The sequence below is a fragment of the Streptosporangium sp. NPDC000509 genome (genome assembly GCF_042898365.1).
Taxonomy (GTDB): Bacteria; Actinomycetota; Actinomycetes; order Streptosporangiales; family Streptosporangiaceae; genus Streptosporangium.
The window spans coordinates 271,954-286,337 of the sequence record NZ_JBIAYX010000014.1; the positions used below are offsets into that span (position 1 = coordinate 271,954).

Genomic DNA, 14,384 nt, shown 5'->3' on the forward strand with positions numbered 1-14,384 from the left:
AGAACGTTACCAACGGCGGGGACCGGCTCAGGGCGGCCACGACGCCGAAGGCGCGGGACCACCCCGTACACCCGCCCCGCTCCCGGCCGGTCGGCGGAGACGGGAGCGCCCGCCCTCACCCGCCGCCCCAGTCGTACGTCCGCCCCGACGTGTGAGATCAGGGGATCCGCGACCCCAGCAGCAAGGCCACTCCGGCGGTCACCAGCCCGGCCAGGATCGCCGCCACCACGAACCACTGGGTGATCTCCTGGTTGACCGTCCGGTAACCCAGCGAGGTGCCGATCTGCTCGTACACCTGCCGCAACTGGCTGCCCGACTCCGCCTCGTAGGCCCGGCCGCCGGTGCCGTCCGACAGGGTCTGCAGGGTGGCCTTGTTCACCGGCACGTTCACGTCGCGGCCGTCGATCGAGACCGTGCCGTCCTGGGTGCCGTAGGCGATCGTGGAGACCGGCACCCGTGAGTTCATCGCCGTCTCGATCGCCTCAGCCACCGAGCGGCCCGAGGTGTTGTCGCCGTCGGACAACAGCACGATCGCGGCCGGAGGCGGGTCGGTCACCGCCTGCTGGTCGAAGGAGCGCAGCGACTCCAGGGAGCTGAAGACCGCCTCGCCGATCGCGGTGCCCGCCCGGGTGCTGAGATTGCCGAGGGAGGTGTTGACCGCCTGGTGGTCGGTGGTGGGTGAGATCACGACCGAGGCGGAGCGGGCGAAGGCGACCAGCCCGACGTTGAACCGCTCCGGCAGGTCGGCGACGAACTTCTGGGCGGCCTCCTTGGCCGCGGTGATCCGGTTCGGCTGGACGTCGCCGGCCTCCATCGAGAGCGAGACGTCCAGCGCGATGATGATCGTCGCGCGATCGCGGGGGATGCGTACCGAGTCGGCGGGGCGGGCCGCCCCCACGATCAGGAGGCTCATCATGACGAGGAACAGCGCGGGGGCCACATGCCGCCGCCAGCCGGGCCCCGCGGGGGACACCAGCGCCAGCAGGGGCAGGTTGGTGAACCGCAGCGCGTAGCGGCGCCGGGCGAACTGGGCGGCCACGTAGCCGGCCACGAGCAGCGCCAGCGCGGCGAACAGCCACAGCCAGACCGGAGAGAGGAAGGTCACCGGGTCGCTCCCGATCTTGGGGGCCGATGGGTCAGGTGTGCCATGCGACGCTGCCGCAGCACGAACTGGGCGATGTCGAACACCCAGTCGCGGTCGGTGCGCAGCACCAGGTGGGCCACCCCGCAGCGGCGCAGCGCCATCCGGTTGGTCATCCGCTGCGCGGCGGCGGCCTCCGCGTACGCGTGGCGGACCTTGGGGGTGAGCTGGATCTGGCGGTTCCTGCCCGTCTCGGGGTCGGTCATGGTGACCAGCCCCACCGGTGGCAGCTCCAGCTCGCGAGGGTCGATCACTTCGACGGCCAGCACCTGGTGGTGGGCGGCCAACCGGCGGATCGGCCGCTCCCAGGGCAGTTCCAGTCCGGGGTCGAGGGTGGGCTCGGGGTCGAGGAAGTCGGAGACGATCACTCGAAGACCGCGCCGCCGCCGCGCCGAGGCGAGGATCTCGATCGCCTCGGCCAGGTCCGGGGCATCGGCGACGGCACGGCCCCTCGGGGCGTCCATCAGCGAGTGCAGCAGGCCGTACAGGGCCGGGCGGCCGCTCCTGGCGGGCATCCGGTGGACGTACTCGTCATGCAGGACGTAGGTGCCGAAGCGGTTTCCGATCCGGCCGGACAGGAAGCCGATCGCCCCGACGGCGGCCACGACCAGATCCCGCTTCTCCATGTCGGCGGTGCCGAAGTCCATGCTGGGCGACAGGTCCGCCAGGGCCCAGGTCTCCAGTTCCCGGTCGGCGATCAGGTCGCGCACGTGCGGGACGGTCGTGCGCGCGGTCACCGCCCAGTCCATCCGCCGGATGTCGTCCTCGCCGGGCACGTAGACCCGGCTGTCGCCGAACTCGCTGCCCGGACCGGGCAGGAGCCCCTGGTGGGCCCCCTGCAGCAGCCCGTCCAGGCGCCGGACGATGGTGAGCTCCAGCCGCCGCAACGCCTGCTCGGCTGTGTTCGATTGCGACGTTGCGTTCGATTGCGACGCTTCGCGTCGCGGTTCGGCCGCTCTTACCCGGCCTGTATTTGTTTGCGACGCTTCGCGTCGCGGTTCGGCCGCTCTTACCCGGCCTGTATTTGTTTGCGACGCTTCGCGTCGCGGTTCGGCCGCTCTTACCCGGCTCCTTCCCTCGTCGCTCATCCGCTTCGCTCCTTCGCTCCTCAGTCCAGTCCCCGGCGCGGCCTCACGGCCCTCTTCGGTCCAGCCCTCCTGGGCCTTACAGCCTTTTTCCGGGGGTTACCGGGGGCCCTGGTTCCAGACGACCAGGGGGGGCGGTACCGCGGCGAGGATCTGGCGGACCACCTCCTCGGGGTCGATCCCGTCGGCCAGGGCGTCGAAGGTGAGCATCAGCCGGTGGGACATCACGTCCACCGCCACGTCGCGCACGTCGTCGGGGAGCAGGTAGTCACGGCCGCGCAGCAGCGCCAGGCCGCGCCCCGCGGCGACCAGGCCGAGGGTGGCCCGAGGGCTGACGCCGATCTCGATGTTCTCCTGCAGCTCGGCCAGGCCGTAGTCGGCGGGGGAGCGGGTGGCCATCACGAGTCTGACCACGTAGTCGGCGACGAGCTGATGCACCGACACCTGGTCGGCCATGGACTGCAGCGCGGCCAGCCGGGCGGGGTCGAGCACCGCTCTGGGGGTCGGCGGTGTCACGCTCATCCGGTGCAGGATCTCCAGCTCCTCGTGGGCGCTGGGGTGGCTGACGCGGACCTTGAACAGGAACCGGTCGCGCTGGACCTCGGGGAGGGGGTAGACGCCCTCGGACTCGATCGGGTTCTGGGTGGCCAGCACGATGAACGGCTTCGGCAGGGAGTGGGTCTCCCCGGCCAGGGTCACCTGCCGCTCGGCCATGACCTCCAGCAGCGCCGACTGCACCTTCGCCGGGGCCCGGTTGATCTCGTCGGCGAGCAGGAAGTTGACGAACACCGGGCCGAGCTCGACATCGAAGACCTCGCGGGAGGGGTGGTACACCCGGGTTCCCACGATGTCGCTGGGGACCAGGTCGGGAGTGAACTGGATGCGGGCGAACTCCCCGCCGACCACCGTGGCCAGGGTCGAGGCCGCCAGGGTCTTGGCCACCCCGGGCACGCCCTCCAGCAGGCAGTGACCCCGGGCGAGGAGTGCCACGAGCAGCCGCTCCACCATGTGTTCCTGCCCGACGATGACCCGCCGGACCTCGGCCAGGGCGTCGCGCAGCAATCCGGTGTCGGTCTCGCGCGGCAGTTCTTCGGCGACGGTCATGTCGGTATTCCATCAAATGAAGTGGCGGCTCGCACGGCGGGCTCGCTCCGTATTTCCTGACAGTGCCCGCAGGGGGCCCGCAGCGGGACCCGGCGGGTTCGTGTGCCGGTCCTGCCGCAGGTCCGGCGGGTTCCGTTCGGAGTCCCGTCGGGTGGTCGATCCCGGTCCCCGTGAAGCGTGGTGTGATCGGCGGGGTGTGCTTTCATGTCAGACGTGGCCACTCCACTCCAGTACGGTGATCCGCCCCAGTTGGGGCCCTTCGTCGTGCAGGCCCGTCTGCGCGTGGGACCCGCGGGTCTGGTCTACCTCGGGTTGGCGCCCGACGGCCGGGCCGTCTCGGTCGCGGTGCTGACCAAGGGAGCGGCCCTCGACCCGGCGGCCCGTGACCGTTTCGTCACCGGGGTCCGCGAAGCGACGGCGAGCCGTTCCGGCGTACGGGGCTGGATGGCCTGGGCGACGCGCACGCGTACCGCCGTGGCCGATGCGGTCCCGCAGGTGCTGGCGATGGACGGTGGGAGCGCCCCGTGGGTGGCCACGCCGTATGAGCCGGACCGGGCGGGGGCGGAGCGGTTCCTCGAGGCGGTGCTGGTCAGCGGCACGCTGATCGGTGAGCAGCACGGCCCTGACTTCGCGCCGCACTGGGTGGGTGACCGCTCCCCGGCGCTGCCACCGCCGCCCAAGGGCGCGCCGCCGCCGACCGAGACCCGCCGGTCCGTGATCATCGCGGGGGTCGTGCTGACCGTGCTGCTCGTGCTGCTGGCCGTGATGGTCTGGCTTCTGTTGCGCAGGGAAGACGATTCCGAGCCGTTGCCGAGGCCGCTGCCGCCCACGGTGTTCGTCCCGACCCCACCGCCGGTCCCGGCGACACCCGAGCCCGGCGAGCCCACGCCGTCACCGTCGCCGAACCAGAGCGGGACCGGAACGCCAGGGCCGGATCGGGGCGACGAGAACGAGGGCGAGCCGATCTAAGGAGGCCCATCCGGGGATGTCCGGCGGACTCGGGCCGGATACGCCCGTCGAGCTTGAAGCGAGCCGGGTGGGTGTCCGGACGGAGAGATCGCCGGGTCTTTCTCCTGGTGAGTGACCATCTGGGCATGTTCGTCGCGGATGTCGACGGCGTATCCCGGTGAGGCGGGGCGTCGAGTCCGAAGCGAGCCGGTGGACGTCCTCATGGGGGTTTCCTCTCGTTCTAGTACTCGCTTACGAGTACTCATATTTGACTATGTCACCTACTCGTGTTTGAGTAGTCGCATGAGTAGTACGCGACTGTTCATCCTGGGGGCGCTGGCTCGCCGGGGACCGATGCACGGTCATCAGATCCGGCAGAGCGCGCAGACGGACCGGACCGAGTTGTGGACCGACATCAAGGTCGGCTCCCTGTACGGGGCGCTGCACCGCATGGAGGCCGAGGGCGTGATCGAGACGGTGCGCACCGAGCAGCAGGGCAACCTCCCGGCGCGGACCGTCTACGCGATCACCGAGGACGGCGCGCTGGAGCTGGAGTCGCTGCGTGAGGCGGCCCTGCGTGACACCCGGCTGCGGCCCGATCCCGTGGACCTCGCTCTTCAGCTCAGCGCCGACATGGGCGAGCGGGAGCTGAGGGCCGTCATCGAGGACCGGCATCGCAGGCTCACCGCCGAGCTCCAGAGCTGGCAGCGGCTGAGGGAGGCGGCCACCCCCCACCTGCGCGGCCTCGAACCGCTCGGCTTCGACCACACCCTCGTCCGCCTGCGGGCGGAGATCACGTGGCACGAGACGCTGCTTGAGGAACTGCCCCGGCTTCTCGGCGCCACCGGTGGATCCCCGGAAACGCCCTCCGATGCCACCCCCGACGAAGACGAAGGAGGAGCCTGACATGCCCGCCGAACCACTCGACGTTCTCGTCGTCGGAGGTGGCATAGGAGGGCTGGCGCTGGCTCAGGCACTACTGCCCTCAGGTGTGAACGTCCAGGTCTACGAGCGTGCGCGCGAGGCCGCCGACTGGGTGCAGGGTTACCGCATCCACATGAACCAGATCGGCAGCAGGGCGCTGCACCGCTGCCTGCCGCGCCCGCTGTGGGAGGCGTTCCTCGCCACCTCGGGTCACCCCGGCCCCGGCTTCGGCTTCCACACCCACCGGCTGCGCGAGCTCGTGTTCGTGGAGGAGAGCGTGATGACCGGCGGGGCCGCCGACCCTTCCGGCGGCCAGTACGCGGTCAGCCGCACCACCCTGCGCAGGCTCCTGCTCGCCGGTCTGGAGGGCGTCGTCCACCACGGTAAGACGTTCCAGCGCTACGAGACGAGACCGGACGGCAGGGTCACCGCCTTCTTCGCCGACGGCACCTCGGCCACCGGTGATGTGCTGGTCGGCGCGGACGGCGCCGACTCGCGCGTACGCGGGCAGTATCTGCCGGGGGCCCGTCGCGTCGACACCGGCGCGCTCGCGATCGGCGCCAGGTTGCCGCTGGACGACCGGGTTCGTGGGTGGCTGCCACGAAACCTCGCCGACGGGCTCAATCTCATCCTGCCGCCGAGCGGGAGCGCGATGTTCACCGCGGCCTTCAACGGCAGGCGCAGGGCGGAGAGCCTCCTCGCCCAGGGGAGCGGCCTCGGTTTCGTCCGCGGAGCCGGGCCGGCCACCGGGGAAGGGGATGGGGCCGGCCTGGAGACCGATCTCGCCGGGTTCGGGCTCGACCTGAGGGCTCTGGCCGACGATCTTCAGGACTACGTGTTGTGGGCCTTCGTCGCCCCTCGCGGGATCTATCCGGCAGGGACCGCGGACCTCGACGGTGGCGGGCTCAGGGATCTGGCCGGGACGATGACCTCCGGCTGGCATCCCGCCCTGCGCCGCCTGGTCGCCGAGGCCGATCCGGCCAGCGTCCGGTTGATGCCGTTCAAGACCTCCGTCCCCGTCGGCCGCTGGCCCACGACGACGGTGACACTGCTCGGGGACGCCATCCACAACATGACCCCCGCGATGGGCTTCGGCGCCAACACGGCGCTGCGCGACGCCGCGCTGCTGGCGAGCAGGCTGGTGGCGTTCCAACGGGGCCGGGGCACCCTGGCGGAGGCCGTCGGCGGCTACGAGGCCCGGATGCGTGAGTACGGCTTCGGAGCCGTCCGCACCTCCGCGAGATTCACGAATTTCATGATCTCCCGTAGTCCTCTCGTCCGGCACGGCGCGAAGACCTGGTTCCGCCTGTGTGACGCCCTGCCGCCGGTCAGGCGGATGAGTTTCGGGCACCTGTGGACCGACGGCGCGACCGGGGAAGGGTAGGCGCGGCCGGGGGCCCAGGGGCATCGCGCGGGGGACGCTCAGGGGCGCGCCCCCCGTAAACCGCCGCCCTTTTTCGTGAAGATTTTTTCCTTTGTCGCTATAAAGCGCCTTATGTCGGATAAGGAGCCCGTGTGTCGGTATGTACTTGGCACGCCGAAGCGACCGCGGCAGGGAAAGGAAATGTTGTCATGACGGATGTGTCGAGCATGGGCCCCCAGTCGGGTGATGACCGCCCGGTCCTGACCAACCGTCAGGGGCACCAGGTCTACGACAACCAGAACCAGCGCACGGTCGGCGCGAGGGGCCCGGCCACGCTGGAGAACTACCAGTTCCTGGAGAAGATCAGCCACTTCGACCGCGAGCGCATCCCCGAGCGGGTGGTTCACGCCCGGGGGGTGACCACCTACGGCCACTTCGAGGCCTACGGCAAGCTCGGCGACGAGCCGATCAGCCGGTACACCAGGGCGAGGCTCTTCCAGGAGGCGGGCAAGCGGACCGACGTGGCCGTGCGCTTCTCCACGGTGATCGGCGGCAGGGACTCCTCGGAGGCCGCCCGCGACCCTCGCGGGTTCGCGGTGAAGTTCTACACCGAGGACGGCAACTGGGACCTCGTCGGCAACAACCTGGGGGTCTTCTTCATCAGGGACGCCATCAAGTTCCCCGACGTGATCCACGCGCTCAAGCCGGACCCGGTGACGTTCAGGCAGGAGCCGGGACGGATCTTCGACTTCATGTCGCAGACGCCGGAGAGCATGCACATGATCGTCAACCTGTTCAGCCCACGCGGCATCCCCTCTGACTACCGGCATATGCAGGGATTCGGGGTCAACACCTACAAGTGGGTGAACGCCCAGGGCGAGACCCACCTGGTCAAGTATCACTGGATGCCCAAGCAGGGCGTGCGCAGCATGACCGAGGAGGACGCCGCCGTCGTTCAGGGGCAGGATCTCGGGCATGCCACCAAGGACCTGCACGAGGCGATCAACCGCGGCGACTTCCCCGAGTGGGAGCTGCTGGTGCAGATCATGAGCGACGACGACCACCCCGAGCTGGACTTCGATCCGCTGGACGACACCAAGGTGTGGCCTGAGAACGAGTTCCCGCCCATGCCGGTCGGCAAGATGGTCCTCAATCGCAACGTGGCCAACAATTTCGCCGAGAACGAGCAGATCTCCTTCGGCACCGGGGTCCTGGTCGACGGGCTCGACTTCTCCGACGACAAGATGCTGGTGGGCCGTACGTTCTCCTACAGCGACACCCAGCGCTACCGCGTGGGGCCCAACTACCTGCAGCTGCCGGTCAACCAGGCCAAGAACGCCGAGGTGCGCACCAACCAGCGCGACGGCCTGATGACCTACCACGTCGACGGGCAGGGCGAGAACCCGCACGTCAACTACGAGCCGTCGATCACCGGAGGGCTCAGGGAGGGGCAGAGCCCCACCCACGACGAGCAGGGCCCGCTCATCTCGGGCCGGGTGACCCGTAAGCGCATCCCGCGTACCAACGACTACACGCAGGCGGGCCAGCGCTACCTGCTGATGGAGGAGTGGGAGCGCGACGACCTCGTGCGGAACTTCGTCGACCTGATCTCCCAGGCCTCGCGCCCGGTTCAGGAGCGCATGGTCTGGCATTTCCTGATGGTCGAGGACGATCTCGGCCTCAGGGTCGGGGAGGGGCTCGGGATCAGCTCCGACGACGTCTCCCATCTGGAGCCGCTGGCGAGCCAGGACCTGAGTGACGAGGACCGTGAGCGGATGTCCAAACTGGGCAAGAACGGGCCCCGCCCGGTGGAGGGTATGAAGATGACCCACTGCGTGCCCAACGAGCGGGCGCGGGCGGAGCGTTAGCGAACCGCCGCCGGGCCGGAGCGAACCGTACTCCGGCCCGGCGGCGGAAGGCGTGAGCCGGTGCTCGGGGACGGCGTCCCGCGGGCGCGGGGAGATGATCCATCCGCCCCGGAAGCCCGCCGACCAGGACCTTCAGCCAGGGAGAGATCCTCGGTCAAGGATGCCTGATTTTTCCGCTTAAAAGGTATGAATGCCATTACAGCGGGCACGCGGTTCTCAATCCGAGACGCCGACATCTGAGCCGTTCCCACTCCCAATTGGATCGCCATGCCTGTTAAGAGCAACGTCATTCCGATCATCCACTGGTCTCGCCGTTCGTCCTGTCTCAGCGAGGACCCTGAGCTGTTCTTTCCCGTGTCCTATGAGGGGCCGGGCCGTGAGCAGTACGAGCGCGCCAGGGCGGTGTGCCGCCTGTGCCCGGTGCGCGGGCGTTGCCTGGAGTACGCGTTGAACACCCAGCAGATGTACGGCGTGTGGGGAGGCACCACCCCGGAGGAGCGCAGGGCCACCATGACCAGGGCGAAGCGGCAGGTCAGGTAGCGGCCTTCCTCGTCAACGGGCCCGTCGGCGCCGCCCGCCCGGCGCACGGTCCGGTCCGCCCGGAGCCGACCGGTTCACCGCGGCCTCCCCGGGCTCACGGCGCCCTCGGGGTCCTCGGCCTCGCCACGGTCTCCGGATTCGCCGACGAGGGCGCGGAAACGGGCGGCGTTGCGCTGGGAGTTGTCCGCGCAGCAGTTGTTGAAGAGCACATGGGTGATCTCGGCGCCCTCCGCGAGCTTCTTCACCCTCGCCGCCCAGCGGGCGAGCTCCTCCTCCGAGTACAGGTACGCGAAGCGCTCGTCGACGTTCTTGCTGGTCCACTTGTCGGAATGCCCGTGCATCCGTACCACGGCGAGGTCGGAGGTCGCGGCGAGGACCGGCGGGACCGACGAGGCGTGCCCCTGCGGCATGTCGACCCCCACGTACGCGAGGTCGTGCCCGGCGAGAAAGGCGAGGGTGTCCTCGCGGTTCTCCTCGCTCATCCAGGTGCGGTCGCGGAACTCGACACTGACGCGCATCGGTGCGCAGCGCCGGGCGCATTCCAGGATGTGGCGCCTGTTGCCCTCCCCGATCGGGAACCACGGCGGGAACTGGAAGAGCACCGCCCCCAGCTTGCCGGCCTCGTGCAGCGGGCCCAGCGCGTCGAGGAAGCGCCGCCAGACCTCGTCCAGGATCTCCGGTGGCACGTCCTTCGGGTAGAGGTTGCGCCCCTGTGGCGCGCCGAGGCTCTCCCGCAGGTCCTTGTAGAGGGAGGCGGGCCGGGTGGGGTGCCCGGTGAGCATGGAGAACGCCTTGATGTCGAAGGTGAAGCCGGCGGGGGTGCGGTCACGCCAGGCCTCCACGGTGCTCCGCGACGGCGGATGGTAGTAGGTGGCGTCCACCTCGACGACCGGGAACCGCGTCGCGTAGTAGGCGAGGCGTTTCGCCGGGGTGGAGGCGTCCTCGGGATACCAGCCGGACTCCAGCAGTGAGCGGTGGGTCCACGAGGCCGTGCCCACACAGATCCTGCCCATGTTCCCGTCCTCCCTGACAGACCCGGCGCGTCTCCCGCTCCCGGCGCTCCTCCGCCCGGTGACGGCTCCCGGCCGAGGGCGGGGCCGTCGCCGGGTTCTACGGCCTCCCGCCGACGCCGCCGACGAGTTCGCCCAGACGTGCGGGACCTCCGGTGCGCGGCGACAGCGGCGGGGTGTCCATGCCCTCCGCGCTTCGCAGCCCTTCGAACAGCTCCCTCATCGCGTCCACCGCCGTGTGGCGCGGCTGCCAGCCCAGTTCGGTGCGGGCACGGCCGGTGTCCATGATCGGCATCCTGAGCACCAGATCGACCAGGTCGGGCGAGGCGGGGATCAGCCTCAGCCGCCAGGCCGCGGCGACGGTGCTCCTGAGCGCCCAGCCCGAGACGGGCACCAGCCGGGCACCGAGCAGCTCGGCCAGCACCGAGGGCTCGATCACCGGGTCGGCGGCGATGTTGAAGGCCCCCGACACCGGCCGGGTGACCGCGAGCCGGTAGGCCTCGCCGACATCGTCGCCGTGGACCGTCTGGAAGCGGAGTTCGGGGGTGTCGGGCACGAACGGGATCAGGCCCGGCCGTACCAGCCGCTGCGGCACGAACGGCCCGCCGAACAGGCGCCGCTGCCCGACCGCCGCCTCCCGCTTGAAGATGAAGCCCGGCCGCAGCCGCACGACCCTGATGTCCGGGTGGTCGCGCTCGAACAGGTCGAGCACCCGCTCCACGTAGGCCTTCTCCCGGCCGTAGGCGGCGCCGGGCCAGCCGTGGGTCGGCCAGTCCTCGGTGACCGTCAGGTCCTTGGGCGCCGAGGAGTAGGCGCCCACCGAGGAGGTGTGCACGAGCGCGGAGACACCCGCCCGCGCGGCGGCGTCGAAGACCCTGATGCTGCCCAGGACGTTGTTCCGCCAGGTCGTCACGGGGTCGCGGGTCGGCTGGAACAGCCACGCCAGATGGACGACCGCGTCGGTCCCCTCCAGGTGCGGCGCCAGGTCGCCGCCGGCGACGTCCACGGTCCGCCAGGTGGTCTTGGGAGGGTCCCACTCGGGTCGCCTGCGGGCCAGGCCCACGATGGATGTGACATTCCGATCGGCCGCGAGGGCGGACACCACGCTCGTGCCCACGTTTCCCGTCGCGCCCACCACTGCTACTCGCATGCCTACCGGGTGCCCCGGGAGGGGGCGGCGAATCCCCTCCCGGTGACTGCTTTGCCGTACGGGGAGCTGATCCGGCGCTGGGTGACCGTCGCGCCGGACCGGTGGGGGATCCGTCGCCCGCGCGATGCCGGACACGGCGGGCACGACATCGCGCCGCCACGGGTGTCCGTCAGTGTCCCCATCGCCCCCATCGCCCTGCCCGAGATGCCCGCCGTGCTCGTCCTCTGCGGGCGCGAGGCCGGGGTCAGCGCCGGGGGGACGGCCAGGGGTTGGGACGGCAGCCGTGCAGGGACTTGGTCTGCTGGAGCATCACCGGTGCCCGCCGGCCGCGGCCCGGGCAGGACACGTGACCGTGGCCGAGACCGTGGCCGACCTCGTGGCTGATCACGTACTCGCGGTAGGAGGCCACGTCGCGGCCGTAGCCGCGTGCCCCGCTGTTCCAGCGAACCGCGTTGATGACCGCGCGCTCGCCGTTCCAGCAGGAGAGTATGCCGTTGGTCCGCATCGGCAGACATCGCCTGTCGGTCGTCCGCGGGCTGCTCAGGGAGACCCTGATGCTCGCCGGGCCGCGGGGCACCCGCTTGAACCGGTATCCCCAGCCGCGCCGGTCGTTGAGGATCCGGTGCACCTCGGCGGCGAACTCCTCCGCCTCGAACGGCAGGCCGCGCTCGACCTCCACGATGTACCGGATCACCTTGCCCTTCCTCCCCTTGGGAGGGGCGGCCTCGCCGGGGGCGACGGCGTAGCGGCCCTTGGCCGCCCGGGGCACCTTCATCCTCAGCGGCTGCTGGCGGCCGTTGGCGAGCAGGAGCGGCTCCTTGGCGGGTGACAGGGGCGCGGCCGTGTCCTGCGGCTGAGGCGGCGGGGTCGGCGTCTGGGGAACCACCGGTATGCCGGGCGGGGCGGCGTCGGGGGGAGGTGCGGGCCTGTCGGGAACGGGGTCGAGGCGACCGCTCAGCACCGTGGCCCCACCGGCTGTGAACGTGACCACGATGCTCAGCGCGAGAAGCAACAGAACGGTCTTAGGGTCACGTCTCTTTTCGTTCCTGGACATAGACCGTAAACCCTATTGCTCCTTGGAGGTAACTCATCAAATCAGGAGCAAATCCATCATATGCAGCCAGCGCAGGGGCATTTCGCGGCATGCCAACGGCGACCGCACGCATGCGGTCGCCGTTGGATCAAAGGGGAGCGGACTCAGCGGGGTCCGCGTGGACTCGACAGACGGATCGCCGCCGGCACCGCGGCCCGGCCCTGGACGGGACGGGATCTCACCGGCCCGAGGCGATCAGCTTCCTGGCCTCTCCCGGATCGTCGGTGGCCAGGGCGAGCCGGGCGTTCTCGCGGCACCGCTCCAGGGAGTGGGCGGCCAGACTCTCCCGTACCGCGGGGACGCCGGGCGCGGACATCGACAGGCTGGTGACCCCCAGCCCGACCAGGACCGTCGCCAGGAGCGGGTCGGCCGCCGCCTCGCCGCACACGCCGACCGGCTTGCCCGCCGCCTGTCCGGCCGCCGCGCAGTCGGCGATCAGCTGGAGCAGCGCGGCCTGCCACGGGTCGAGCAGGTCGGCGAGTTCCCCGTGCTGACGGTCGGAGGCGAAGGTGTACTGGCTCAGGTCGTTGGTGCCGATGCTCAGGAAGTCGAGCTCCTCCAGCAGGCGTCCGGCGCGCAGCGCGGCGGCGGGAACCTCGATCATCGCCCCGACCCGCGCGATGCCCCGGGCGCGTGCCCGCGCGGCGAAGTCGGCGGCCTCGGCCACCGTCGTCACCATCGGTGCCATCACCCACGCTTCGGCCCCGGTCGCGCGGGCGGCCTCGGCGATGGCGTCGAGCTGGGTGTCGAGCACCTCCGGCCTGACCCGGGAGACCCGAAGTCCCCGGATGCCCAGCGCGGGGTTGGTCTCCTCGGCCAGTCCGAGGAACGGCAGCGGCTTGTCCGTGCCCGCGTCGAGGGTACGGACCACGACGTGCCCGCCGCCGGGTGCGGCACGGAGGACCGCGGCATAGGCGGCCACCTGCTCCTCGTAGGTCGGCTCCTCGCGCCGGTCCAGGAAGAGGAACTCCGTGCGGAACAGCCCCACCCCCTCGGCGTCGAATCCCCCGGCCCCCTCCGCGGAAGGGGTGTGGCCCGAGGGGGTGAGGTCGGCCGCCGAGCCGACGTTGAGCAGCAGCTTGACCGGGTGGCCGTCGGAGGTCCGCCCGGGGCCACGGCTGGTGGCCTTCCTGAGGCGGTCTTCCTCGGCCCGGCGCTGGACCGCGGTGGCGGCCTCCTCGCCGATGCCGACCTCCACCTCGCCCAGCTGGCCGTCGACCGAGATCCACGTTCCCTCGCCGATGTCGTCGGCTCCCCGGCAGGCGACCACGGCGGGCAGGCCGCGGGCGCGGGCGAGGATGGCGGTGTGGCTCGTCGGGCCGCCCTTCTCGGTGACGAGGGCGAGAACGGACCCGGGATCCAGGTTCACCGTGTCGGCGGGGGAGAGATCCCCGGCGACCAGGACGAACGGGTGGCCAGGGTCGGGCACCCCGGGGACGGGCAGGCCCAGCACCGCCGCCACGGCCCGGTTGCGGATGTCGTCGAGGTCCGCGGCGCGTTCGGCGAAGTAGCCGCCCGCCTCCAGCAGCGCGCGCCGGTGATGGGCGCAGGCCTCGTCGACGGCGTGCGCGGCGTTCCGGCCCGACCTGACGCTCGTCTCCACGGACTCGTGCAGGCCGGGGTCGTCGGCGATGAAGGACTGCGCCTCCAGGATCGCCTTCGCGTCGGCATCGGGCGCCTTCTCCGCGCGCGCCGCCAGCTCCGCGGCCGTGGCCCGCAGCGCGTCCAGCGCCAGAGCGAGCTCGGCGTCGGCGTCGGTGACGGGGGAGGGTGCGGGCAGCTCCGGCGGACCCGCCATCCGGCAGACCCGTCCGGCGGCCCGGCCCGGGCTCACGCCCAGGCCGTTGAGCGTCTCAGCCACGGGAGTTCTCTTCGGCGTCGAGGTCACGGGCGAGCAGTTCGGCGAGGGAGTCGAGCGCCTCGTCGGCTCCCGGTCCCTCCGCCTCGAGCGTGACCTCCGTGCCGTGCGTGGCGCCCAGTGCCAGTACGGCGAGCATGCTGTTGGCCGGTACGGGTTTGCCCTCTCCGACACGGATGCGGACGGGCACCCCCTGCTTGCCCGCGGCCTGCACGAAGATCTTCGCGGGCCGGGCGTGAAGGCCCGTGCTTGAGGCGACGACCACTGTCCTCTCCGGCATCTCCGGTTCTCCTTCTGCGC

13 protein-coding genes are annotated in these 14,384 nt (G+C 70.9%); 5 read left to right on the plus strand and 8 right to left on the minus strand.

Features of this window, described 5'->3' with window-relative positions:
• Positions 1 to 157: 157 nt before the first annotated feature.
• The 3 genes from ACFY3D_RS26015 to ACFY3D_RS26025 all read right to left on the minus strand — a co-directional run bounded on the left by ACFY3D_RS26015 (position 158) and on the right by ACFY3D_RS26025 (position 3,330).
• Positions 158 to 1,105: a VWA domain-containing protein gene (locus tag ACFY3D_RS26015; RefSeq protein WP_362922636.1), complete on the minus strand. Its 948-nt coding sequence runs from the start codon at positions 1,103 to 1,105 to the stop codon at positions 158 to 160.
• A complete protein-coding gene (locus ACFY3D_RS26020; protein ID WP_389983618.1) occupies positions 1,102 to 2,028 on the minus strand; it encodes a DUF58 domain-containing protein in 927 nt (308 codons plus the stop codon). Before ACFY3D_RS26020 ends, ACFY3D_RS26015 begins: the two co-directional genes overlap by 4 nt.
• Positions 2,029 to 2,325: 297 nt before the next feature.
• Positions 2,326 to 3,330: an AAA family ATPase gene (locus ACFY3D_RS26025; protein WP_389983621.1), complete on the minus strand. Its 1,005-nt coding sequence runs from the start codon at positions 3,328 to 3,330 to the stop codon at positions 2,326 to 2,328.
• A 204-nt stretch (positions 3,331 to 3,534) separates the two neighbouring features.
• Between ACFY3D_RS26025 and ACFY3D_RS26030 the strand changes: the two genes are divergently transcribed.
• The 5 genes from ACFY3D_RS26030 to ACFY3D_RS26050 all read left to right on the plus strand — a co-directional run bounded on the left by ACFY3D_RS26030 (position 3,535) and on the right by ACFY3D_RS26050 (position 8,973).
• Positions 3,535 to 4,299 (plus strand): hypothetical protein, encoded by a 765-nt coding sequence (locus tag ACFY3D_RS26030; RefSeq protein WP_389983624.1) that lies wholly within the window; start codon positions 3,535 to 3,537, stop codon positions 4,297 to 4,299.
• A 282-nt stretch (positions 4,300 to 4,581) separates the two neighbouring features.
• Positions 4,582 to 5,184 (plus strand): PadR family transcriptional regulator, encoded by a 603-nt coding sequence (locus ACFY3D_RS26035; RefSeq protein ID WP_389983627.1) that lies wholly within the window; start codon positions 4,582 to 4,584, stop codon positions 5,182 to 5,184.
• A gap of 1 nt (position 5,185) precedes the next feature.
• On the plus strand, positions 5,186 to 6,586 hold the full coding sequence (locus ACFY3D_RS26040; protein WP_389983630.1) for an FAD-dependent oxidoreductase: 1,401 nt from the start codon (positions 5,186 to 5,188) through the stop codon (positions 6,584 to 6,586).
• A 188-nt stretch (positions 6,587 to 6,774) separates the two neighbouring features.
• Complete coding sequence (locus tag ACFY3D_RS26045) at positions 6,775 to 8,433, plus strand: catalase (RefSeq protein ID WP_389983633.1); 1,659 nt, start codon at positions 6,775 to 6,777, stop codon at positions 8,431 to 8,433.
• Positions 8,434 to 8,700: 267 nt separating this feature from the next.
• On the plus strand, positions 8,701 to 8,973 hold the full coding sequence (locus tag ACFY3D_RS26050; RefSeq protein WP_350948354.1) for a WhiB family transcriptional regulator: 273 nt from the start codon (positions 8,701 to 8,703) through the stop codon (positions 8,971 to 8,973).
• Between the two features lie 74 nt (positions 8,974 to 9,047).
• Here the strand turns inward: ACFY3D_RS26050 and ACFY3D_RS26055 are convergent, their stop codons facing one another.
• The 5 genes from ACFY3D_RS26055 to ACFY3D_RS26075 all read right to left on the minus strand — a co-directional run bounded on the left by ACFY3D_RS26055 (position 9,048) and on the right by ACFY3D_RS26075 (position 14,364).
• A complete protein-coding gene (locus ACFY3D_RS26055; RefSeq protein ID WP_389983636.1) occupies positions 9,048 to 9,986 on the minus strand; it encodes a DUF72 domain-containing protein in 939 nt (312 codons plus the stop codon).
• Positions 9,987 to 10,083: 97 nt separating this feature from the next.
• Complete coding sequence (locus ACFY3D_RS26060) at positions 10,084 to 11,133, minus strand: NAD-dependent epimerase/dehydratase family protein (protein ID WP_389983639.1); 1,050 nt, start codon at positions 11,131 to 11,133, stop codon at positions 10,084 to 10,086.
• 244 nt (positions 11,134 to 11,377) lie between these two features.
• Complete coding sequence (locus ACFY3D_RS26065) at positions 11,378 to 12,145, minus strand: DUF3152 domain-containing protein (RefSeq protein ID WP_362922629.1); 768 nt, start codon at positions 12,143 to 12,145, stop codon at positions 11,378 to 11,380.
• A gap of 259 nt (positions 12,146 to 12,404) precedes the next feature.
• The gene (ptsP, locus tag ACFY3D_RS26070) at positions 12,405 to 14,087 is read right to left on the minus strand and encodes a phosphoenolpyruvate--protein phosphotransferase (protein WP_362897205.1); all 1,683 of its coding nucleotides are present in this window, start codon (positions 14,085 to 14,087) and stop codon (positions 12,405 to 12,407) included.
• Positions 14,080 to 14,364, minus strand: coding sequence for an HPr family phosphocarrier protein (locus ACFY3D_RS26075; RefSeq protein WP_362516059.1), 285 nt, complete (start codon positions 14,362 to 14,364; stop codon positions 14,080 to 14,082). The genes ptsP and ACFY3D_RS26075 overlap by 8 nt, the downstream gene beginning before the upstream one ends.
• Positions 14,365 to 14,384 lie beyond the last annotated feature (20 nt).

Coding starts and splice junctions, on each gene's coding strand:
- ACFY3D_RS26025 (WP_389983621.1), bottom strand. CDS start 3,330: ATGACCGTCGCCGAAGAACTGCCGCGCGAGACCGACACCGGATTGCTG.
- ACFY3D_RS26030 (WP_389983624.1), top strand. CDS start 3,535: ATGTCAGACGTGGCCACTCCACTCCAGTACGGTGATCCGCCCCAGTTG.
- ACFY3D_RS26035 (WP_389983627.1), top strand. CDS start 4,582: ATGAGTAGTACGCGACTGTTCATCCTGGGGGCGCTGGCTCGCCGGGGA.
- ACFY3D_RS26040 (WP_389983630.1), top strand. CDS start 5,186: ATGCCCGCCGAACCACTCGACGTTCTCGTCGTCGGAGGTGGCATAGGA.
- ACFY3D_RS26045 (WP_389983633.1), top strand. CDS start 6,775: ATGACGGATGTGTCGAGCATGGGCCCCCAGTCGGGTGATGACCGCCCG.
- ACFY3D_RS26050 (WP_350948354.1), top strand. CDS start 8,701: ATGCCTGTTAAGAGCAACGTCATTCCGATCATCCACTGGTCTCGCCGT.
- ACFY3D_RS26055 (WP_389983636.1), bottom strand. CDS start 9,986: ATGGGCAGGATCTGTGTGGGCACGGCCTCGTGGACCCACCGCTCACTG.
- ACFY3D_RS26060 (WP_389983639.1), bottom strand. CDS start 11,133: ATGCGAGTAGCAGTGGTGGGCGCGACGGGAAACGTGGGCACGAGCGTG.
- ACFY3D_RS26075 (WP_362516059.1), bottom strand. CDS start 14,364: ATGCCGGAGAGGACAGTGGTCGTCGCCTCAAGCACGGGCCTTCACGCC.